Below are 20,619 nucleotides of genomic sequence, written 5' to 3'. Positions count from 1 at the left end.
GTAAGTATGACTACTGTTGCGCTAGTTGCGTTTATTTGCTTGCGAATATGTTTTTGGCTATTCGCGCCACCAAATCCCGATGAAGCTTACTATTGGCTTTGGGGACAGCATTTAGATTTTTCCTATTACGATCATCCGCCTTTGCAGTCATGGCTACAGGGATTGATTACTGCGGCTTTTGGTAAGTCTCTCTTCACTTTGCGATCGCTTAATGTTATTACCAATGGCATCTTTTTCTATACCTATTACCGCATTCTCGAATATCTCTATGGTGATCGCGCTAAGCGTTATATCTGGTGGGTCATTCTCGCTATTATCGCTTCACCTTTATATAGCATCATGTTGTCCTTGGCATGGCATGACCATCTGGCGATTACTTTAAGTTTAGTAGGCGCTTATTTATGTATCAGGTTTCTGGATGAATATCTCGCGAATGGCAAAGGAGCAAATTGGCGACTATATGGCAGTGCGATCGCTTTGGCACTAGCGCTAATCACCAAATACAATTCCCTATTTATGACCTTGGGTTTGTTAATGGCGATCGCTACGCATCCTCAGTTAAGAAAGCTATTTGGGGATTTACGGCTTTGGCTATGTGCGGTCATCTATGCGATCGTCTTTTCCCCAGTTATCTATTGGAACTATAGCAATAATTTTCAATCCTTCCGTTTTTATGCCAATCGCAGTATTGATACTGGTACGCCGCTCATGCGATTGCTAGAACCTCTGGGTTTTGTTGGTATCTCCCTATTAATGCTTTCTCCCTTTGTCGCATGGTTATTATGGAAAGGATTTTTTAAGGAATTGCCAAAGCAGAAAACAGTCTATAAACATATTGCCCTATGGACATTTGCCGTGCCGACAGTTTTGCTGATGTGCATCTCTCTAGTTTCCACAGCTCTCTATTATTGGAATATTCATGCTTACTTATTGCTGTTTGCCCTATTGCCCTTAGCCGTTTCCTCTCTCAATGACAGAGGTACTAGAGGTCAGAGTAAAATTTTCTATGCAGCACAAGGGGTTGGCTTATTATTCACAGCTCTATTTGTTTGGAATTCCTTTGTATTTCCTGTGAGTGCCCTTTGGGGTAAGGATGGGGATCAAGATGGCAGAATGTTATTTGGCTGGAGTGAAATTGCCGCAGAAGTACAAAAAATTGCAAATACTTTACCAGACAAACCGTTACTCATTACCTCTGATTATCGATCAGCGGCGGCTCTTGCCTATGAGATGAATTATCCTCAGGTCACAGCACTTTCTAAACGCATTAGTCAATTTACAATTTGGAATTTACAAAATGCGACACAACAAACAGGCAAAAGTGCAATTTTAATCTCCGATCAATGGTATCCATTAACCGATGATGCGATCGCACATTTCGAGCAAGTAAAACTGGTTAGTAAAGTGGCAATTTCTCGATTTGGTGTGGACTTAAAGACCTACGAAATTGCGATCGGCAAGAATTATCAACCATAAAATTATCCCGAACTCGCGTTAAATATATTTATCCCAATCCAATAGACTCCAATCGGGCGTAAGCGTATTTAGATCCTTAATTGTTGGATGGGCATGCGTAGCCACAACTTTTCCTTCTTCTAAAAAGGCAATTCCCAAAATATTGCGGCGCTCTTGTTCATCCGTACCATTCGCGATCGCTCTTAGTAAATTCACCGTAATTTCTTCCCCCTCACCACGAATGATGTAATCCACCCAAGGAGCCTCATTCAGAACTTCGCGATACATAACAATTGAGCTTCATGCAGGGCGATCGCACTTTACAGACGAACTAATAAAATTTTTAAAAGCATTGCAAAGCAATGCTTTTAAAAATTTTGTTGTGGTTCTTTCGTCTGAATTATATAAGTTGATTTAGACCTGAAACTAGGTGAATAATCTCTCGTATATTAATGGGTTTACTGATGTAATCATTCATACCCGCATCGAAACAAGCTTGGCGATCTTCGGGCAGGATATTGGCGGTCATGGCAACGATCTGTAAGTGCGAATTTTCGGGACTTTGACGAATCAATTTCGTTGCTGTCAATCCATCCATTTCAGGCATTTGGATATCCATGAGAATTAAGTCATAGGAATGAGTTTGGATTGCTTGTAAAGCATCTAAGCCATTTTTAGCTAAATCAGGTTGATAACCTAATGTTTTAAGTATTTTGGTGGCAATTAGTTGGTTAAATGGATTGTCTTCTACCAATAAAATTTGCAAAGGGGATTTTTCGGCTAATTGGGAATCGATCTCAAGGGGTGCGGTTACAGATGTTTGCCGATCAATTGTCTCTTTCTCGTTCTCAGAAGTTGAACTAGCGATCGTAAAATGAAATATCGAACCTTGGGTTGACCCTTTAGTGGAGGATGATGACTTCCAGTCTAGGCTGGGCTTGCCCCCAATTTGACCAAAACTTTCGATCCAAATCGTGCCACCCAATAATTCCACAAAACGCTTACTAATTGCTAAACCCAATCCAGTTCCGCCATATTTACGGTTAATGGAGACATCAGCCTGAGTAAATGGTTGAAATAATTGGTCGATGAGATCGCCATGAATGCCAATACCTGTATCCGCGATCGCAAACTTGAGTATAGTTTTGTTGCTTGACGGAGTAGTTGATGAAGTTACGAAAACTGTCACCTCACCAATTTGAGTGAATTTAATCGCGTTACCGATCAGATTTAGCAAAATTTGACGCAGGCGGTGGCGATCGCTACAAACTGTAGTTGGAACATGAGGGTCGATCTCATATTGGAGGTTAATTTGTTTAGCGATCGCTTGACTATTTAAGAGTCGGCAAACCCGACTGATTAGCTCTTCTAAGTTAAATTCCCATTCTTCTATGGCTAACATCCCTGATTCAATTTTCGAGAAGTCGAGAATATCGTTAATTATGTTTAAGAGCGCGTCCCCACTATCTTTGATTGTTTTCACAAAATCCGCTTGTTCTTGATCTAGCTCCGTAGTTTCCAGAAGTTGCGCCATTCCTAATACCCCATTCATTGGAGTGCGAATTTCATGACTCATATTTGCTAAAAATGCACTTTTGGCTTTAGTTGCCTCTTCTGCTGCTTCTTTGGCTTTGAGTAATTCCATTTCAGTGTGTTTGCGGATAGTAATATCCGCTATGCGAGCCAGACTAAAATGTCCTTCTCCAAAATTAATTCTCTTAAGCAAAAGATCTCCCCAAAATTCTCTTCCTTTGAAAGTGACATATTCTAACTCAAATTGACAAAAACCTTTTGTCTCAACTTCTCGATTGATCCAAGCAAGTTCCTTTGCCGTGAACTTGCGCTTGTGAAGAGTGTTACCCACGATGTTAAGCAATTGCTCTTTACGATCTACTTCAAATAGTTCGATGGCTTTCTGATTGCAATCAAACATGAGTGAAGTATTACTATCAAGTAGGAACAATGCATCGGTGGATTCATTAAAAAGTAGTTCTCGTAGATCGTGGCTGTAGGTTAGTTCTTGTTCTAGTTTCTTGCGATCGCTAATATCACGAATCAGGACTAAAGCTTCATTGTCGCCACTGACGACAATTCGAGCCTCCTGATGATGTATTTCGCTATCGATCAAAATTTGGTATTCATAAAGTTGCAATTTCCCAGTCTGAAAAGCTTGTTCGACATAATACATTCGCTCTTGTGCGAATTCTGTCGGAAGAAAATCAAAGATGCTGTTGCCGATGAATTTTTCTGGTGAAACCAAAAATTTCATATTATCTGGGGCAATTGCATCTAAATAAATACCTTCTCGGCTAATCCGAACAATCATATCTGGGATCGCATCGATCAGGGCTTGGTTTGTTGCAACAGCCAGACGTAAATCTTCTTCGGCTTTTTTGCGATCGGTAATATCGCGAATCAGAATTGTAGCTTCGTTGTTACCACTAATAACTATTCGAGCCTCCTCGTAATGGATTTCACCATCGATCAAGATTTGGTATTCATGAAGTTGCAATTTCCTAGTTTGAAAAGCTTGTTCGACGTAATACATTCTCTGTTGTGCGAATTCTATCGGAAGAATATCTAAGATACATTTGCCGATAAATTGTTGAGGTGGAACCGCAAACTTTATATTGTCTGAGGGAATAGCATCTAGATAAATACCCTGTCGGCTAATCCGTATTATTAGATCTGGGATCGCATCGATCAAGGCGTGGTTTGACGCTATAGCAAGACGCAAATCTTCCTCAGCTTTTTTGCGATCGCTAATATCTGTCAGAATTCCATTCCAAATAATTACCCCACTTTCTTCGTAACTGGGAATCGACTTTCCTAAAATCCACTTGATTTTTCCGCTAGCTGTTTGAATGCGAAATTCAAAATCCCAAGGTTCTAGAGTCTGAGCCGAAATAGCAATGGATTGCTGTAATAATTCCCAGTCTTCAGGAAAAATTAAATCCCAAACAGCTTGGATGTCATTAATGGCAAGTTCTGGTGAAATCTCCGCTAATTCTTGAATGCCCTGACTGGCGAAAGGCATACTGAATTCCCCTTCTGGGCTAAGGCGAAATTGGTAAACTGCACCTGGTATCGCATCGGTTAGATTGCGGAGTTTAAGTTCATTTTCTCGCAAGGCTATCTCAGCTTGCGTGCGTTTGGCTTCATTCTTTAGGCGATCGCTAATATCCTGAAAAGTGGCGATCGCATAAACAACCTGTCCCTGCCGATCGAAAATAGGCTTAGCTGTTACTTCTAAAGGCACTATGCGATCTGGGCGATGAATCTCTAGATCGCTAACTTGAATTGTTTCTCCTGCAAAGGCGCGACTGCTAGGCAAATCTTGAATCAGATATGGTTCTTCAGTGCCAGCACGATATATTGGAAAAAACTCTGAAAGGTGATCGGTTTCGGATTCTGAGTAGCGATTAGTACCAAGTAGCGATCGCCCTACATTGTTGATATAAATTAGTTGTCCAGTTGCGTCATGGACAGTAATTCCCATCGGTGTCGCATCTAAAAATTGGATCGGATGGCTTTCGCTGACTGACAAAGACGCATTAGCGACAAGTGACTCTACAAGACGCTTGACATTAGTTGGTGTGTTTTCCCAATCTTCTGGAGAAATCTGCTCAGATCCTAAAGGAGACTGTTTTTCCATAACTACACCATAGACAGGCTTGCTTCAATTCATTCATCGGGTGTATTTGAGATTCGCTTAAGCAAGAAAAGAACCTCGTATTACGAGGTTCTTTTCTTGTTTAAGCAATAAGTTTCTTTGCTTCTTCCACTTGGATTCTGACTTGCTCGAAGCCAGTTCCACCATAACTATTGCGAACCTTAACTACCTGTGCAGGTGCGATCGCTTCGACGATATCTGCTTCTAACTGAGGATGGAAAGTCTTCCAACGCTCAACCGATAAATCCTTAAGCAAAATTCCTTCACTGGTACAGGTTTTGACCAATTTCCCAACTAATTGATATGCCTCACGGAAAGGAACTCCCTTAGCAGCAAGATAATCGGCAACATCAGTGGCATTAGAGAAGTCCTCAGCAACTGCCTCAGCAAGTCGCTGAGGCTGAAATTCGATCCCTTCCTCAACTAGAATCGTCATTGCTTCTAAACAAGCACGAACTGTGACCACAGCATCAAAGATTCCTTCCTTATCCTCTTGCATATCTTTGTTATAAGCCAGAGGCAGTCCCTTGATAATTGTCAGTAAACCTTGCAAATGTCCAAATACCCGTCCTGTTTTACCACGTACCAATTCGGGAACGTCAGGATTTTTCTTTTGGGGCATGATGCTAGAGCCAGTGCTGACGCGATCGCTGAGTTTTACAAAGCTAAATTCCTGCGATGACCAAAGAATCACTTCTTCAGACAAGCGACTAAGATGCACCATGATCAAACTTGCTGCACAGAGAAACTCCACAGCAAAATCGCGATCGGACACACCATCAAGGCTATTGCGTCCCACAGAACCAAAGTTTAATAGCTCCGCAGTGTAATGGCGATCGATGGGGTGGGGCGTTCCTGCTAAAGCACCTGAACCGAGAGGCGAAACATTGACGCGGTTGTATATTTCATCTAGCCTTGTCCAGTCACGCTGCGCCATCTCGAAATAGGCAAGAAGATGATGGGCGAGGCTAATCGGCTGGGCACGTTGCAGATGGGTATAGCCAGGAATAAAAGTCTCAATATATTGTTCAGCTTTATTAACGAGGGTTTTCTGCCATGTCCGCAGATCGTCTTGGATCTTGCGAATCTGATCGCGCAAATATAAACGCACATCCGTAGCAACTTGGTCATTACGCGATCGCGCTGTATGCACTTTTTTGCCGACATCACCGATCAACTCAGTCAGGCGACGCTCCACCGCAAAATGGACATCCTCAGCGTCAACCCCCGGATTAAAATTCCCAGAGCGATATTCTTGGCGGACTTGCTCTAAACCATTGACAAGTAGTTCCCCTTCTTCGGCACTAATGATCCCCACTTTCGCCAACATCCGCGAGTGCGCCTGTGATCCTGTAATGTCATATTCAATTAAATTGATGTCAAAACTAATGCTGGCATTAAATCTGGCGATCGCAGGATGCAGCGCGGTCTCGAAACGCTGACTCCAAGGTTGGGGGGCTGTTGGCTGGCTCATACAAAAAATCTAAGGTACTTGAGAGTTTAGTTTACTTTTTGAAAGGAGTTTTTGTGTCTTTTTGTTATGAATTCATTACTCTAGAAATATTTTCACTCAAAAATAAAATAGGATGACTTGCCTCGTAAGCAAATCATCCTGATATCGTAAAAACTTTAATTTGAAATTTTATTGTCCATCCCCTCTTGGCTCGGTTTCATCATCATCTTCTACCACGATATTTGTATCTCGTAATCTGAGTAAATTTCTAGTCAGAAATTCTCATTTTTTCTTCTCACCAGCAACTTGGGTTATCAAATCACATGATTGAGATCGGAAGGAGATAGGTAATCATTCATGATTTGACCATCACGGAACCAGATAATCCGTTGAGTATTTCTCGCAACATCTGCTTCATGGGTCACCATCACCACAGTAATGCCACTGTCATTAAGTTCGCCAAATAGTTCGATGACTTCGGCAGTAGTATGGGAATCAAGCGCCCCAGTCGGCTCATCGGCAAGTAACATTACGGGATTATTGACGATCGCTCTAGCGATCGCGACTCTCTGCTGTTGACCACCAGACATCTGATTAGGGCGATTATTGAGGCGATGTCCCATAGCTACCCGTTCTAGCGCCGCCGTCGCTCTTTCCTTTTGTTCCTTGGGGCGCACATTGGCATAAGCCATTGGTAACATCACATTCTCTAAAGCTGAGAGTTGTGGTAGCAGATGATATTGCTGAAACACAAAGCCAATTTTGAGATTGCGAACCTTAGCGAGATCCTTCTCTTCCATGCCTGAGACATCTTCTTCATCTAGGAAGTAGTGACCAGAGGTAGTGCTATCGAGGCAGCCGATAATATTCATACAGGTGGATTTGCCCGAACCTGAAGCCCCCATGATCGCACAATATTCCCCTTGCTTAATTACAAAGCTGACATTATCTAAGGCTTTTACTAAGGTGTCATCTTGACCATAGTATTTACAAACTTCATGAAGGCGCACAATCTTGCGTCTTGATTCAGATATTTCAGGAATAGGAGTTATGAGGTCGTTGGTTAGCATGTTTTTTGGGCTTTTGGCGGTTAGCAGTTAGCTTTTGATAATTCGTAATTAGCTTTTAGTAATTGGTGATTGGGAATTTGGGAATTTCCCCTTTTTCCTTGCTTAAATACTTCTCAGTGCCACAATTGGATCGAGTCTGGCAGCTTGACGGGCAGGGAAAATACCGAAAAATAGACCGATGCCCCCAGATACACCAATGGCTAGGCAAATTGCACCGATGGATACACCTGCTTGGAGTGGGGAAACTGCGGCGATTAAAAGGATGCCCCCAATCCCGATCCCTGTGCCGATCACACCACCTAGTAACGACAAAATCACAGCTTCGATGGTGAATTGAGTAAGAATATCACTAGGAGAAGCTCCGATCGCTTTACGCAGTCCGATTTCGCTGGTGCGTTCGGTAACTGAGACGAGCATGATATTCATAATACCGATGCCGCCGACTAGGAGCGAAATTCCTGCGATCGCGGCAAGCATGATCGTTAGTGCGCCCGTGATGTTACCCACAATTTCTAAAGCATCCTGTTGGGTACGAATGGTGAATGTGTCATCGGCATTGACATCGGAAGTACGGTGACGCAATCGCAATAGATTCGCTATTTGGAACTGGGCAGCGCTGACATTATCATTACTGGTCGCAGATACATTAATTACAGCAACGGCAACGCCATAGGGTGAGGTTTTACCTGTGAGGCGACTCGTCATTGTCGTAATCGGCAGAAAAATTGTGTCATCTTGGTTAGTCCCCAAAAATGCACCTTTCTCGGACATGATGCCGATTACTTCATAGCTAGTACCACGTATTCTGACTGTCTGTCCGAGGGCGTTACCCTGTGGGAATAAATCTCTGGCGATCGCGGAGCCTAGAGTTACCACCCTTGAATTGCGCTTAATATCTTCCGCATTAAAAAAGCGTCCTGACCCAACCTCCGCAGTTCTTACTTTTACATAATTATCGGTTGTGCCAATCAGGGTGGCACGTTTGGTGTTATTACCTGCGATCGCGAGTTCTGAACCATTGATCTGGGGGGCGACACTGCGGACAGTTGGTACTTGAGTAGCGATCGCTTCGGCATCGGCAAGGACAAGACGATTGGGCGGGGCGATCACATTACGACGGGCATTATCAGTCCCCGTAATTACAAAGATCACATCCGTACCTAGTGCCTGAAACTGCTGCGAAGCATATTTCTGAGCACCTTGACCAACACCCACCATCAAAATTACTGAGGCATTGCCAATGATGATACCTAGCATCGTTAATGTGCTACGCAATCGATTAGCCGCAAGGGTTTTCCCTGCCATGCGTAAGCTTTCCCAAGTATCCATCCTGAAATTTCCTGATTTATTTTTTTAGATATTGCCAAGGCGCAAAGCGTCATGGAGGTATTCATTGGAACTTACCATTACACCTTGGATTTAGCATCATCTCATAGAGCGAAATTAAAATAAGTATAGGCGGCGCAAAGCGCTGTATCAGGTTTTGCGTTAGCATAAGTTTTAGTTGAACCTGACTCAATTCATAATTTTCTATGCCTAAGCTATCCAAGCCGCCAGATCCTAACGATCCTGAATACCAAAATCTTGAACGTAGAGTTAACTTTTACCTGCACCTTGCCATCTATTCTGCTTGCAGTACCTGCATGTGGTTTATCCAATCTATCACCGAAAAAGTATGGATCTGGTCAGTATGGGTCGCAGTAATTTGGGGAATATCGATCCTCGGACATGGCATCTGGGTATTGACTAAGGAAAGGCAAACACAAAAAGCCTAGGCTTGATTACCCATAGGGTGGGTTACGCGATCACGTAACCCACCCTATGGGTAATTCTTATAAAATATTTGGTTGCCCACATTCCTAATCTACTGAATAGAGGGGACTGCTTCTTTGTATAGACAGGAAAGACGAGAGCTAGAGAATCGTTAGGATATATTGATTTTGAATTTTAGAAGGTTAGGATCGACTGAGATTCTAAATCACTACGTTGAATTTTAGGAATAGGGATTCAACATTTCCCGTCTAATTTGCAATAAATCTACAAATTGTTTAATGGATTTATGTAATGTTGTTTGCAGATACTCCCATTCCCTATGCTCTCTTTTATTTTCAGAATCTAGAATAAACTCCTGTAACCTTTGACTAACTACAAGCGCCTGATCCTTAGCCGCAGGAATTAATGATGGCGCTATATATTTCGCAGCATCGCGAATAAATTCACTGATGCCCCAATAATTACTTATTAATTGAGAAGTTGTGATAAATCGATCCAGAGTGGTGATAATTACTTCAAGAACAATTGCACTTACATCTTCATTCCAGATTGTTTTATTCCTAAAGAGAAGCGACTTAAAAAGATTACTAAAAGCTAAATCGGGATTTTTGAGCAGATGGATTGCTGCAGCTTGTTGTTGAGAATCCAAAATGAGGCTATCAGCTAAAGGCTGACCAGCAATGCGATTAACCTCCTCCTCTTGGCTAAACTCAACCAAGGCTTGCAACCACATTAAATTCCCTGTTTTCTGAACCGCCGCAATCCATCCTTGGAGGACTAAGCGATCGCTTTGGGAATGATTAGCTGTATTCACTAAATCCTCAACAGACATCGCTAAAGGTTCATTCCTGAAAGGCTGATTCCAGAAAAATAACGGCGTTGATGTCAGCATCTTCAATAACCACGAAGCGCGATCGCCTACTTGACTATCATTACTTTTTGCTTCAATCCCATCCCTCAGCATCTCAGGCGTATGGGCTTCAGGCAAATCAACCGTAAAATATTGCTGATTCCCTTCACGCTGTAATTTGACTAAATTCTGAACTCTAGCGATCGCTCTTTGGCAAAATCTCGACTCAGGCAAACAAGTCAACAAATCAACGGTAACTCGCCGCACTTCCTTACTGCGATCATCAAGCAATGATTCTAAAAAAGGCTCATCCGCCATGCTTAAACCAGTTCCCAGAACTTCCAAAAAGTTAGTGCGATCGCTAGCACTTTCCTGCTTCCATTTTGACTCTAGCAATTGCCTTGCTTGATCAGGTTCTTGACGACGTAATTTCGTCAGCCACATTAACCTTGCCGCCTTGCTACCCGTCTCCCATAACGCTTCATCCTCACTCGCCACGTAGTTCCATTCAGGATTTTGTGCCGCTAACCATTGCCCCCGCTTACCCAATACCTTAGCGATCGCCTCACGCAGATCCGATTGTCTTTTACCTAAGTCCAGTAAGCTCGGCAAACTAGTTTCATTAACCCTTTGCCCAAGAGCAGCTAAGCGATCGAGCAGTTCGGGCAGTAATTGCTGATGTTCACCATTAAGCATCAAGGATAGATAGTAACTAGTGCGATCGCTACAACTAGGTAAATCCTCCAACTCACAAGGTTCAATAATTCGTAATTCGTAATTCGTAATTGGTAACTGTCCTGCTTGCTGATACAGCGTAGCGATCGCCACAGTGCTCAGCAAAGCAGCTTCTTGATTACTAGTATCAATATTTGCGAGAAGCTTGCCGAGATTTCCATCTGTTGCGATCGGTATAAATGATTGTCTTTGCGTACCGATGAGCGCGGTAGTGGTGATAGTTTGTAAAATTGATGGCTCACTCATATGGGCACTATCCTGCAACTGAATAATGATGAAGAACTAATTTTTTGTGTCTTGGCTTTGTCAAGACACAAAAAATTAGTTCTTTATTTTACTGTAAGCCCCTAATCACTTTCCTCGGTTGTCTTGGTGCTAAAATATGCCTTGATATTTTGTTAGGAAAACAATATATGCCGACTAGACGTACTGATAGCGCATTTCCTGTAAGTTATAACCGCGATGCTGATAGTTTGGTCGAAGGGATGACCAAGCGTGAATACTTTGCAATTTTAATTATGCAAGGATATACCGCCGCCAATGCAAAATTTGAGGATGAGTACCAAAAAGCACGTCTAGCCGTTGCTGAAGCTGATGCTTTGATTGATATTTTAGCCTATGAAGCTAATCCTAAAGCTTAATTCCCAAACAAGCATATGTTAATTCCATCACTTGACAAAATATTTGCCAAAAAGTTGACCATTCATCAACTTGGTAATCCAGCATTGCGGGAGGTTGCTCAATCGATCACTAATGTGCGTGATCGTGAAATTCAGAAATTAATTGATGAGATGCTGCTCACGCTCAAGGAAAGCAAAGGTGTGGGTTTAGCAGCTCCGCAAGTTGGGCGATCGCTTCAATTAATCATCGTTGCATCTCATCCCAATGAGCGCTATCCCAATGCGCCCCAAATGGAACCAACTGCCATGATTAATCCTAAGATTATTTCCTATTCCATAGAAACTGAAAAAGGATGGGAAGGTTGCCTCTCAGTGCCGATGATTCGTGGACTTGTCCCCCGTTATCGAGAAATCGAGGTGGAATATCTAGATCGTCAAGGCGATCTCCAAGTTACTAAGCTCACTGATTTTGTTGCCCGCATCTTTCAGCATGAATACGATCACCTTGAAGGTAAAGTCTTCCTAGATCGGGTGGAAACAAACTTGGATTTAATTACTGAAGCGGAATATCACAAGCTCAACAAATGAAGATCGCTTAACGTTAAATAGAGTAAAAGCCTCGCAATGCGAGGCTTTTACTCTATTTAACGTCAGTTCGGGTTAACCTAGCAAATTTTAAAAATCCAAAAGTAAAAGCCTTGCTATACAAGGCTTTTACTTTTGGTCTTTGAGAGAGGGTTTGCTACGCAAACCCTCTCTCAAAGACCGTTTCAAATTATCCCGAACTCACGTTATTTACTGGTAACTAAGGCTTCCAATTTTTTCTTTTGCTCAGGAGTTAAAACTAAAAGAATCTGCTTGCGGCGTTCAACCACGATTGCCCCAATCTTTTTCTTTTGATCAGCCGACAAATTGAGAGAACCAATGATATTTCCCACGCTTTGCTTGGACTTGATGCCTGCCTCTAGTTTTTTGCGTTGATCAAGATTAAGGATTTGGAAGATTTTGGGATTTGTCTCTCCAAAAATTTTCGCAATCTTTTTCTTTTGATCCGCAGATAAGTTTAACTTTTGGACTAACTTTTCTGGTGAAATATCCCCTTCAGACTTAACAATCCCCTTAGTATCTGCCTTGCTCCAAGATTCAGCGATCGCTGGTACTGCTTTCCATGCAAAAGCTGAGCCAAGAAGTACACAAGTCGCAAGAATTAATGCATTTAATCTTTTCATGATTTATTTAGCTTGTTCTGACTTGAATTTTTTGTGAGATATGTAGCCAAGAAACATATCCCTAAGAAATTAGCTTGACCTTTTCCTAATATTCCCCAATTCCGAGCAATTCATAACCATAGAGGTTTTTATTTTGCTCTAGGTAAAATTTACATGCTGCTGAAGCTTAAAGTAGTCTAGAAAAATTTTTGAAAGCGGCGAAGCCAAGCTTTCAAAAATTTTCTTAGTTTTTAATTCAGCGCAACACGCTGTATTTATACTTATGTTTTTCCTAGACGCAATCTTGACAGATTTGTTCCCAAGCTATAGCGGGATCAGGTGCAGCGTTAATTGGTCTACCAATTACTAAATAATTTGCCCCTGCGGCGATCGCTTCTTTGGGTGTCATCACTCGGCTTTGATCGCCAACGGTTGAGCCTGCGGGACGTACCCCCGGAGTCACAAAACAAAATTCATCACCACCCGTTGACTTCAGGAGCGATCGCAAATTTGCCACCTCATGGGGTGAACAAACTGCACCACTGAGACCACTTGCTTGAGCTAGTAACACCAATTTAGAAACATAGTCAGGGACTTCGAGGGGGACTTGTAAATCCGACTTTAGAGCCTCGGCGGCAATACTGGTTAATAGCGACACTGCCAAGAGTTGTGTTGATGATCCCGCTACTTCAGCTTGCGCTGCTTGCATCATCGCTTTACCCCCAGAAGCATGAATTGTGAGGAAATCAGCACCATATTTTGTAGCAACGCGAGTAGCTGAGGCGACAGTATTGGGGATATCGTGGAGCTTTAGATCGAGAAAAATCTTTTTATTACGTGCTTTTAGTTCCCGTAAAACCGTACTACCATCGGCGATAAATAGCTCTAGGCCTACTTTCCAGAAACTTACTTGAGGCAGGCGATCGCATAAATCTATAGCTTCACGCGCCGAAGGAAAATCTAGCGCCACAATAATTTGGGTTTGGGGATCGACTACAGGATTAAGGTTTATTTTCATTGCTTTATCGCAAATTTAAACGATACTAGAGCCTAATCCTATTACGTATTGTCGTTCGGAGGATCTATGCGAGCGGTATTAATGGCAGGCGGATCGGGAACGCGGTTACGTCCTCTTACTTGTGATTTACCAAAACCGATGGTATCGGTGCTAAATCGTCCAATTACCGAACATATTCTCAACTTATTAAAGCGTCACGGCATCCGTGAGGTAATCGCGACCTTGCATTATCTGCCCGATGTCATTCGCGAACATTTTGGCGATGGCTCGGATTTTGGCGTAAATATGATGTATGTGGTTGAGGAAGATCAACCCTTGGGAACCGCAGGCTGTGTCAAAAACGTGGAAAGCCTGTTAGACAGCACCTTTATTGTGATCAGTGGCGATAGCATTACAGATTTCGATTTGACCGCAGCGATCAAATTTCATCGGGCAAAAAAATCACAAGCGACCTTGATCTTACGACGAGTGAGTGATCCCCTTGCCTTTGGCGTAGTAATTACCGATGAAGAAGATCGCATTCAAAGATTCTTAGAGAAGCCATCAACTAGCGAAATTTTTTCCGATACGGTCAATACAGGTATTTACATTCTCGAACCTGAAGTCCTGAGCTTTTTGCCTGCAAATGAGCCAAGTGATTTTTCTAATGAGCTCTTTCCGATGTTATTGGCTAAGGGTGTGCCAATGTTTGGCTATATTGCCAGTGGGTACTGGTGTGATATTGGTTCCCTAGAGGCTTATCGGCAGGCTCAGTACGATGCGATTAGGGGGCGCGTCCATCTGGACTTAGATTATGTGCAACTACGCACAGGGCTATGGATTGGTAAGCATACGGTGATTTCGCCCACGGTGCAGATTGAGCCGCCTGTTCTGATTGGCAGCAATTGCTCGATTGGCGATCGCACGAAGATTTCCGCAGGTACAGTCATCGGTGATCGCGTCACGATTGGTTCTGATTGCGATTTGCAACGCCCGATCATTGGCAATAGCGCCATGATCAGCGAGGAATGTCATCTCTGGGCTTGTACCATTTCCCGCAATGCCCGCATCAGTCGCCGTGTGCATGTGATGGAGGGAGCAGTCGTTGGCTCAAATTCAGTCATTGGTGAAGAGGCGAGAGTTTTCCCCAATGTGCGAATTTGGCCCAGTAAGCATGTAGAGGCAGGCGCAACCCTAACCACTAATCTGATTTGGGGCGCAATGGCTTCGCGCAATTTATTTGGGCAACATAGCGTATCGGGCTTAGCTAATGTCGATATTACGCCCGAATTTGCGGTGAAACTAGGAGCCGCCTATGGCGCAACCCTTCGTCCCAATTCCCATGTAATGGTCTCACGGGATCAGCGCACGATTTGCCGAATGCTGACGCGATCGCTAATTTCGGGATTAATGTCGGTGGGGATCAATGTTGAGAACTTAGAAGCTACGGCAATCCCGATCTCACGATTTATTGCGCCTAGTCTTGGTGTAGTTGGTGGTATCCATGTGCGCGTCCATCCCGATCGCAATGATTGCGTAATGATCGAGTTTCTCGATGCTAATGGCATCAATATCAACAAAGCGGGGGAAAAGAAGATTGAAGGGACATTCTTTAAAGAGGATTTTCGCCGCTCCCGTATTGAGGAAATTGGTGAGATTAGCTACCCGACCCGTGTTTTGGACTATTACAATAGCGGCTTTGCGAAAAACCTTGATGTCGAAGCAATTCGCTACAGTGATTGCAAAAAAATCGTCATTGATTATGTCTATGCAGTTTCAGGAGCAGTTTTGCCAAGAATTCTCGGCAAATTTAGCACTGATGTGGTGGTGTTAAACGCTAGCCTCAATGAGATTGCCCCTGCACCAGTCGATCGCGAAAAAATGTTGACGCAGTTAACCGATGTGGTGAAAGCCGTCAGAGCCAACTTTGGCGTACAGGTGTTTGCCAATGGCGAAAAATTTATTTTGATTGATGAATTGGGAAAACCAATTCGTGATGAAGTATTGACGGGGCTGATGGTAGAAATGGCACTCATGTCTAAAAATGGGGGGACAGTGGTTGTGCCAGTTTCGGCTTCAGGGATGGTAGAGCTAATCGCGGAAAAACATGGGGGCAAAGTGATCCGCACCAAGGCAAATCCTACGGCTTTGATGGCAACTTGTCATAGTACCGAGGGAGTAGTACTCGGTGGCGCTGCTGACATGGGCTTTATTTTCCCGCAGTTGCACCCCGGCTTTGATGCCATGTTTAGCATTGCCAAAATTATGGAATGGATCACGCTCCAAAAGCGATCGCTATCGCAGGTACGCACCCATCTCCCCCGTTGTCATTTCCGCCAGCAGACGGTGCGCTGTCCTTGGAGCATCAAAGGTACACTCATGCGCCATTTAGTTGAGTCCTATGGGCGCGAAAGAATGGAGCTAATTGATGGGGTGAAGATTTTTTATAGCGATCGCGATTGGGTATTAGTTTTACCCGATGCGGGCGATCCCCTTGTCCATGTATTTTCCAATGGTTTTGACACCCCATTGAGCAATGGACAGGCATGGGCGGAGCATCAACTCCAAGAGGTGTGTAGCCACATTGAGGGATTCTGTAAGCTACAAATAGCTTTGTCCAAGGATTCGGTACTGTTAGATAACTAGCCAAGTAAACCTCTATCAAGGTACAGATTTTTGTTTACCCGCCGAAGGCGGGTAAACAAAACAGTGCTATAAGCGTCTGGTGACATTCTCCAAATTGAATAAAAAAATTGTTTAAACTTTTTTGGCAAATAGGTTGACAAAATACTGCCACCCTTTGCTATAGTAATTACCGCGCAATCAAAGAGATTTGAAAAACGCGCTGACAAATTGGGGTGTCGCCAAGCGGTAAGGCAGCTGGTTTTGGTCCAGCCATTCCGAGGTTCGAATCCTTGCACCCCAGTAAATAAAAATAAAAAAGCTCCTTTTTGAGGAGCTTTTTTATTTTCTAACCCGCAAAATTATCTTTTTGTCCGCGAATTCTGGCAAATACGCGATCGGGAATATCTATACCTGCTGATCGCTGAATTGCGGGGACATCCCATCTCAGAAATGGATTAGTCCGCTTTTCTAAACCAATGGTACTAGGTACAGTCGCCTCTCCCCTTTGACGCATTGCAGTAGCAGTGACCATTCGTTCCTGCAAATCAGGATTTTCACTATCAACGGTCAGCGCAAATTTGAGATTGCCTAGGGTGTATTCATGGGCGCACCAAACGCGAGTATCGTCGGGTAGTTGCCGCAGTTGGTCAATGGAGGCAAGCATTTGGGCAGGAGTGCCTTCAAACAATCTGCCACAGCCACCCGCGAACACTGTATCACCACAGAATAGTTCTCCGCCTTCATCGCCAACTGAGGGAAAGTAATAGGCAATATGGGCATAGGTATGTCCTGGGACAAAAAATACCTCTGCTTCGCGATCGCCAAAAGTTACGCGATCTCCACCTTTGAGAAATACTTGCTGATGAGGAATGCGATCGCGATCTTTTTCGCCACCGTAGACAACTGCATTAGGAAATTTTTTGATTAATGCCGAGTTACCACCCACATGATCCCCGTGATGGTGCGTATTAAAAATCGCTACCAAAGTGACATCTAATTCTTCTAATTTGGCTAGGACTGGCTCAGCAACAGCAGGATCAACGACTGCGGCAGTCTTGCTCGCAGGATCATGTAAAACAAAAACGTAATTGTCACTTAAAACAGGTAGGCGATAGATTTGCATAAGATTTAGTCAATTGAATAAAGTAAGTACAAGCCTAAAAAACTTATAGTGGTTTTCATTTTGTCTACTGCAAAACGAAAACTCAAAAAAGCTACTGAGATTGATTTTTTGTTTTCAGATGAGCATCAGCACTTCAGATAGATTTAGAAAAGAGAAAAAAGACCATTCATCTTAATAAGGTTCGGTTATTGAACACCTCAAATGAATAGCATAAATTTCAACCAAAGGCACTGGCTAGCTAATCGGAGAAGGTTACTGAAACTCTCACTCCATAGCGATAAGAAAGACGTAAATACGTCGATCACGTGCTTTAACTGTCCAGTACCGTAAGCATTTAGCCTAAAATCTATTGCATCGTTTTAGACGTATCTATCCACTATATTTAATTCCAACAAATCAATTTCCCAGTTGGTTATGGCAAAGCGCTGTAATATGACTGGAGATGCACAAACGTGATTAGTTAGCAATTTCAAGCTATGACAACGGCAAATAGAGGAAATCGATCTTTCTGGCGTTTTATTTTCAATGATACGACAGGCTTTGTCATCAAGCGCTTGGGGCAAGCAGTTGTCGTTATTTTGGGAGTATCGATCCTTAGTTTTTTTGCAATTACTAAATCCCCAGGTAATTGCTTCTCAGAATTGCGGAACAATCCTAGTACCCCAAAAAAGACGATTGAGCTATTGGAGAAGCAACTAAATTACGATAAAAGTGATGCTGAGCAATACTTGTTATGGTTGCAAAATACGCTGAAAGGTAATCTGGGCGTGCGTTGTCAAGGTTTAGCTCCTGTCACGCCATTAATTGTGGAACGAGCAGGTAATACGCTACTAATGTCTCTTGCTTCATTGTTTACCACATGGCTCTTAGCAATTCCTCTCGGTATTTATAGCGCTGTTAAGCAAAATACATGGAGCGATCGCATAATTCAAGTAATTAGCTATGCCACACAGGGCTTTCCCAGCTTTGTCTTGGCGATTTTATTACTGATGCTGGCACAAAATACAGGCTGGTTTCCTGTGGGTGGTATGACCAGTATCAATTTTGCGGATCTTTCACCCTTGGGCAAATTTTTAGACGTTGCCCATCACATGGTCTTGCCAACTTTGACCCTTACCATTGTCAGTTTTGCAGGATTACAGAGGATCATGCGTGGTAGTTTGCTCGATGTATTGCGCCAAGACTATATCAAAACCGCCCGCGCCAAAGGTTTACCTGAAAGTAAAGTCATTTATGTCCATGCCTTGCGTAATGCAATCAACCCTTTAATTACTCTCTTAGGCTTTGAGTTTGGCGGATTACTGGGGGGAGCATTTATCACCGAGTTCTTTTTCAGTTGGCCGGGGCTAGGAAAATTACTCCTACAAGCAACTCAAGAAAAAGATACTAATTTGGTCATGGCGGGGCTGATGCTCGGCACGTTGATGTTAGTTGTAGGAAATCTAATCGGTGATTTACTGCTTAAAGCCGTCGATCCTCGTATTAAGCTCGATGATATGGAATAAAACTCAAATGAGCGATACGGTGTATCTCTCATTTTTACCAACTAAGGGTCAAAACCCCTGTATAGCAAGGACTTTGAACCTTAGTTGGTCTTGAAATCGCATTATGTTTAAAGTTACAGAATATTGAAAACTATATCAAGAACTACATTTGTAACTGAGTTCACTAAAACTATATTAGAACCGACAACAATAATATTTGTATTCTCAGGTAGATTGACGTAGTTACAAACTTCTATGGGAAGTTTTACCTTCTTCACGATTCCTGGTGGTAAACCCTTGCCCCGCAACAGATTTTTCCGAATCCCTGGGGGTAAAGAAGCTTGCTGAGCATAAATTTGGTCGCGCAGACTGTCAGTAATTAAATAACTGGATGAACTTGTCCCTCGAATAATTTCAACTATTTGCGTGGTTTGAGAAGTACTGAAAGTAGTTGTCTGAGAAATAGTTGTAGTTGTGGTTGTTCTAGTGGTAGTCACTTCACTGCTTTCAACTGGTTTGACCTTAGTAGGCTTTTTGGCTTCTGCCATCACAGGAACTAAAACACTGCTACCCAAAGTTAGAGCGCATAGCAATGTGACAGTTTTTTTATAATATTTCATAATTTATCTCCCTTAATATTTAAGCCTTTAGATTGCCTCTAGATACCCCAGACACAATAGACTTCTTAAGTTGGGAATTAGTTCCCCAAAAATTGGAATTTACGAATTTTTACTCTGCATATAGCAATAAAATGGTTGCTTAATACAAGTGGCAGCGCTTTGCGCTGCCACTTGTATTTTGGGTTTTGATTTGTCTTATCTATCTCTTTTATTGCTATAGCTGTCACTAGCCTTGTTAAGATCTATCCAACTATTACCCATGGTTCGCAATGTTTCCTTTATATGATGACAATCCGACCCAAGATACTTCCATTGTTGTCTATCTCTTAATTGTTGTGAATGTACTGATCTTTGGATATCAGTTGAGTTTGCTAGATTTTCAATTTGTTGAATGGATCAGAAATTGGGCTTTAATTCCGAAGGAATTTATTACACAGCCAACCAAGGCAGCAGTTACTGTCATATCATCACAATTTCTTCATGGCAATATTTTCCATTTAGTGGGGAATATGTGGTTTCTCTATCTATTTGGTAATAACATTGAAGATAAGCTCAGTCATTGGAAATTTTTATTTTTTTATCTGTTTTGTGGAGCTTGTTCAGGCTTAGCACAGGTTATAACTGCACCAATGTCTGAATTGCCTATGGTAGGGGCAAGTGGTGCAATATCAGGAGTGATGGGTGCATATTTAGTCAGATTTCCTCGCGCTAGAATTGTGACCTTATTATGGATTGGATTTTCTTTTATTCCCATTCCCATTCCCGCAGTCGTATTTCTCGGCTTATGGATTGCTGGACAAACTATATATGCGGCGATGGCAAATCCAAATTTACCAGGGGTAGCTTATTTAGCTCATGTCAGTGGTTTTGTGGTAGGCGCGATCGCTGTTTTGATCTACTCAAAACTTACTAAAAAGTAGAACGAATGGCGAG

The 20,619-nt window shown here is 42.7% G+C and carries 16 protein-coding genes, 1 tRNA gene and 1 pseudogene; 8 read left to right on the top strand and 10 right to left on the bottom strand.

The features are described from left to right. Positions 1 to 6 precede the first annotated feature (6 nt). A complete protein-coding gene (locus tag HC246_RS18055; protein WP_169364844.1) occupies positions 7 to 1,476 on the top strand; it encodes an ArnT family glycosyltransferase in 1,470 nt (489 codons plus the stop codon). Between the two features lie 21 nt (positions 1,477 to 1,497). Here the strand turns inward: HC246_RS18055 and HC246_RS18050 are convergent. From HC246_RS18050 to HC246_RS18030, 5 genes and pseudogenes are all read right to left on the bottom strand, one after another. Continuing rightward, positions 1,498 to 1,743 (bottom strand): annotated as a pseudogene (locus tag HC246_RS18050) (magnesium-protoporphyrin IX monomethyl ester anaerobic oxidative cyclase); the annotation flags it as partial. Positions 1,744 to 1,855: 112 nt separating this feature from the next. Continuing rightward, positions 1,856 to 5,110, bottom strand: coding sequence for a PAS domain S-box protein (locus HC246_RS18045; RefSeq protein ID WP_169364843.1), 3,255 nt, complete (start codon positions 5,108 to 5,110; stop codon positions 1,856 to 1,858). A gap of 100 nt (positions 5,111 to 5,210) precedes the next feature. Beyond that, a complete protein-coding gene (gene argH / locus HC246_RS18040; RefSeq protein WP_169364842.1) occupies positions 5,211 to 6,602 on the bottom strand; it encodes an argininosuccinate lyase in 1,392 nt (463 codons plus the stop codon). Positions 6,603 to 6,895: 293 nt separating this feature from the next. Continuing rightward, a complete protein-coding gene (locus tag HC246_RS18035; RefSeq protein ID WP_169364841.1) occupies positions 6,896 to 7,651 on the bottom strand; it encodes an ABC transporter ATP-binding protein in 756 nt (251 codons plus the stop codon). A gap of 102 nt (positions 7,652 to 7,753) precedes the next feature. Then, positions 7,754 to 8,980 (bottom strand): ABC transporter permease, encoded by a 1,227-nt coding sequence (locus HC246_RS18030; RefSeq protein WP_169364840.1) that lies wholly within the window; start codon positions 8,978 to 8,980, stop codon positions 7,754 to 7,756. Between the two features lie 203 nt (positions 8,981 to 9,183). On the opposite strand from HC246_RS18030, the gene HC246_RS18025 reads away from it, so the two are divergent. Continuing rightward, complete coding sequence (locus HC246_RS18025) at positions 9,184 to 9,426, top strand: 2TM domain-containing protein (RefSeq protein ID WP_169364839.1); 243 nt, start codon at positions 9,184 to 9,186, stop codon at positions 9,424 to 9,426. Positions 9,427 to 9,644: 218 nt separating this feature from the next. Here HC246_RS18025 and HC246_RS18020 read toward each other — a convergent pair whose 3' ends face one another. Then, positions 9,645 to 11,255, bottom strand: a complete 1,611-nt coding sequence (locus HC246_RS18020; RefSeq protein ID WP_169364838.1) for a DUF5691 domain-containing protein — start codon at positions 11,253 to 11,255, stop codon at positions 9,645 to 9,647. A 167-nt stretch (positions 11,256 to 11,422) separates the two neighbouring features. Here HC246_RS18020 and HC246_RS18015 point away from each other — a divergent pair, with 167 nt between their 5' ends. Together HC246_RS18015 and def are read left to right on the top strand one after the other, a co-directional pair. After that, on the top strand, positions 11,423 to 11,650 hold the full coding sequence (locus HC246_RS18015; protein ID WP_169364837.1) for a hypothetical protein: 228 nt from the start codon (positions 11,423 to 11,425) through the stop codon (positions 11,648 to 11,650). A 15-nt stretch (positions 11,651 to 11,665) separates the two neighbouring features. Further along, a complete protein-coding gene (def, locus tag HC246_RS18010; protein ID WP_169364836.1) occupies positions 11,666 to 12,217 on the top strand; it encodes a peptide deformylase in 552 nt (183 codons plus the stop codon). A 203-nt stretch (positions 12,218 to 12,420) separates the two neighbouring features. On the opposite strand, the gene HC246_RS18005 is transcribed toward def, so the two are convergent. Then, the gene (locus HC246_RS18005) at positions 12,421 to 12,858 is read right to left on the bottom strand and encodes a Spy/CpxP family protein refolding chaperone (protein ID WP_169364835.1); all 438 of its coding nucleotides are present in this window, start codon (positions 12,856 to 12,858) and stop codon (positions 12,421 to 12,423) included. Positions 12,859 to 13,129: 271 nt separating this feature from the next. After that, complete coding sequence (gene pyrF / locus HC246_RS18000; RefSeq protein WP_169364834.1) at positions 13,130 to 13,855, bottom strand: orotidine-5'-phosphate decarboxylase; 726 nt, start codon at positions 13,853 to 13,855, stop codon at positions 13,130 to 13,132. A gap of 66 nt (positions 13,856 to 13,921) precedes the next feature. Between pyrF and HC246_RS17995 the strand changes: the two genes are divergently transcribed. Then, positions 13,922 to 16,480 (top strand): mannose-1-phosphate guanyltransferase, encoded by a 2,559-nt coding sequence (locus HC246_RS17995; RefSeq protein WP_169364833.1) that lies wholly within the window; start codon positions 13,922 to 13,924, stop codon positions 16,478 to 16,480. Positions 16,481 to 16,688: 208 nt separating this feature from the next. Then, positions 16,689 to 16,760: transfer RNA gene (locus HC246_RS17990), tRNA-Gln, on the top strand. 45 nt (positions 16,761 to 16,805) lie between these two features. Here HC246_RS17990 and gloB read toward each other — a convergent pair. Beyond that, positions 16,806 to 17,582, bottom strand: a complete 777-nt coding sequence (gene gloB, locus HC246_RS17985) for a hydroxyacylglutathione hydrolase (RefSeq protein WP_169364832.1) — start codon at positions 17,580 to 17,582, stop codon at positions 16,806 to 16,808. A gap of 476 nt (positions 17,583 to 18,058) precedes the next feature. Between gloB and HC246_RS17980 the strand changes: the two genes are divergently transcribed. Further along, the gene (locus HC246_RS17980) at positions 18,059 to 19,087 is read left to right on the top strand and encodes an ABC transporter permease (protein WP_169364831.1); all 1,029 of its coding nucleotides are present in this window, start codon (positions 18,059 to 18,061) and stop codon (positions 19,085 to 19,087) included. Between the two features lie 113 nt (positions 19,088 to 19,200). On the opposite strand, the gene HC246_RS17975 is transcribed toward HC246_RS17980, so the two are convergent. Continuing rightward, complete coding sequence (locus tag HC246_RS17975) at positions 19,201 to 19,686, bottom strand: hypothetical protein (RefSeq protein ID WP_169364648.1); 486 nt, start codon at positions 19,684 to 19,686, stop codon at positions 19,201 to 19,203. 269 nt (positions 19,687 to 19,955) lie between these two features. On the opposite strand from HC246_RS17975, the gene HC246_RS17970 reads away from it, so the two are divergent. Beyond that, positions 19,956 to 20,606, top strand: a complete 651-nt coding sequence (locus HC246_RS17970) for a rhomboid family intramembrane serine protease (protein ID WP_169364830.1) — start codon at positions 19,956 to 19,958, stop codon at positions 20,604 to 20,606. The last annotated feature ends 13 nt before the right edge of the window (positions 20,607 to 20,619 follow it).

Source organism: Pseudanabaena yagii GIHE-NHR1, assembly GCF_012863495.1.
Lineage (GTDB): Bacteria > Cyanobacteriota > Cyanobacteriia > Pseudanabaenales > Pseudanabaenaceae > Pseudanabaena > Pseudanabaena yagii.
Note: the sequence above shows the minus strand (reverse complement) of the source record. Positions and strands in the feature narration are given on the sequence as shown.

Excerpts from the sequence above, each read along its gene's own strand:
- argH (WP_169364842.1), bottom strand. The coding sequence starts at position 6,602 with ATGAGCCAGCCAACAGCCCCCCAACCTTGGAGTCAGCGTTTCGAGACC.
- HC246_RS17980 (WP_169364831.1), top strand. The coding sequence starts at position 18,059 with ATGACAACGGCAAATAGAGGAAATCGATCTTTCTGGCGTTTTATTTTC.
- HC246_RS17975 (WP_169364648.1), bottom strand. The coding sequence starts at position 19,686 with ATGAAATATTATAAAAAAACTGTCACATTGCTATGCGCTCTAACTTTG.
- HC246_RS17970 (WP_169364830.1), top strand. The coding sequence starts at position 19,956 with ATGTTTCCTTTATATGATGACAATCCGACCCAAGATACTTCCATTGTT.
- HC246_RS18015 (WP_169364837.1), top strand. The coding sequence starts at position 11,423 with ATGCCGACTAGACGTACTGATAGCGCATTTCCTGTAAGTTATAACCGC.
- HC246_RS18045 (WP_169364843.1), bottom strand. The coding sequence starts at position 5,110 with ATGGAAAAACAGTCTCCTTTAGGATCTGAGCAGATTTCTCCAGAAGAT.
- pyrF (WP_169364834.1), bottom strand. The coding sequence starts at position 13,855 with ATGAAAATAAACCTTAATCCTGTAGTCGATCCCCAAACCCAAATTATT.
- HC246_RS18055 (WP_169364844.1), top strand. The coding sequence starts at position 7 with ATGACTACTGTTGCGCTAGTTGCGTTTATTTGCTTGCGAATATGTTTT.
- gloB (WP_169364832.1), bottom strand. The coding sequence starts at position 17,582 with ATGCAAATCTATCGCCTACCTGTTTTAAGTGACAATTACGTTTTTGTT.
- HC246_RS17995 (WP_169364833.1), top strand. The coding sequence starts at position 13,922 with ATGCGAGCGGTATTAATGGCAGGCGGATCGGGAACGCGGTTACGTCCT.
- HC246_RS18025 (WP_169364839.1), top strand. The coding sequence starts at position 9,184 with ATGCCTAAGCTATCCAAGCCGCCAGATCCTAACGATCCTGAATACCAA.
- HC246_RS18020 (WP_169364838.1), bottom strand. The coding sequence starts at position 11,255 with ATGAGTGAGCCATCAATTTTACAAACTATCACCACTACCGCGCTCATC.
- HC246_RS18035 (WP_169364841.1), bottom strand. The coding sequence starts at position 7,651 with ATGCTAACCAACGACCTCATAACTCCTATTCCTGAAATATCTGAATCA.
- HC246_RS18030 (WP_169364840.1), bottom strand. The coding sequence starts at position 8,980 with ATGGATACTTGGGAAAGCTTACGCATGGCAGGGAAAACCCTTGCGGCT.
- def (WP_169364836.1), top strand. The coding sequence starts at position 11,666 with ATGTTAATTCCATCACTTGACAAAATATTTGCCAAAAAGTTGACCATT.
- HC246_RS18005 (WP_169364835.1), bottom strand. The coding sequence starts at position 12,858 with ATGAAAAGATTAAATGCATTAATTCTTGCGACTTGTGTACTTCTTGGC.